Source organism: Pseudomonas sp. EL_65y_Pfl1_R83 (assembly GCF_963970695.1).
Classification (GTDB): domain Bacteria; phylum Pseudomonadota; class Gammaproteobacteria; order Pseudomonadales; family Pseudomonadaceae; genus Aquipseudomonas; species Aquipseudomonas tritici.
Genome location: NZ_CAXAQI010000352.1, coordinates 1 through 476, shown reverse-complemented (window position 1 = coordinate 476; position 476 = coordinate 1). Strand labels below are relative to the sequence as shown.

The 476-nt window shown below is 65.3% G+C and carries 1 protein-coding gene; it reads left to right on the top strand.

Going from position 1 to position 476, the window contains the following annotated elements; translation table 11 throughout:
- On the top strand, nucleotides 1-340 hold a 340-nt coding region (locus tag AACY08_RS29240; protein ID WP_339472569.1), incomplete at its 5' end, for a hypothetical protein.
- Nucleotides 341-476 lie beyond the last annotated feature (136 nt).

Here is a 476-nt window from a genome sequence, read left to right as displayed (position 1 = left end):
CATTCAGATCAAGGAATTCAACATGAAGACCCTCACTCTCCTCCCCGCCATCGCGGCAGCCTTCACTGTTTCTGCGCCCGCCTTCGCGCAGGATACGACGACCCCGGTGGAAACTCTCAAGGCGCACTCTGCCTCAGCAGAAGCCGGCCATTGGGAATGGCAATCCCAGCCCAGCTATGGCCCCCGCGCTCCGCTTCGTGCGCCCAAGCGCGTCTGGGTCCCGGCCGCGAGCGAAACCGCCGCCAAGGATGACAAGGCCGGCAACTGCGACTGCGGTATGATGCATGCCTCGGCTGGCAAGGCTGCCGACTGCATGAAGATGGACAAGTCGGCGAGCTAGCCTCGGTGTTCGCCCGGCGGGCCTTGGTGCTGCGCTCGGGACGGACCTGTCGGCGGGGCGGTTTGCCCCCATGCCATCTCGCCGACAACGCTCTCCTCGGGCTGGTCGCGCATGCAAGGATCGATTTCCTGCGGCG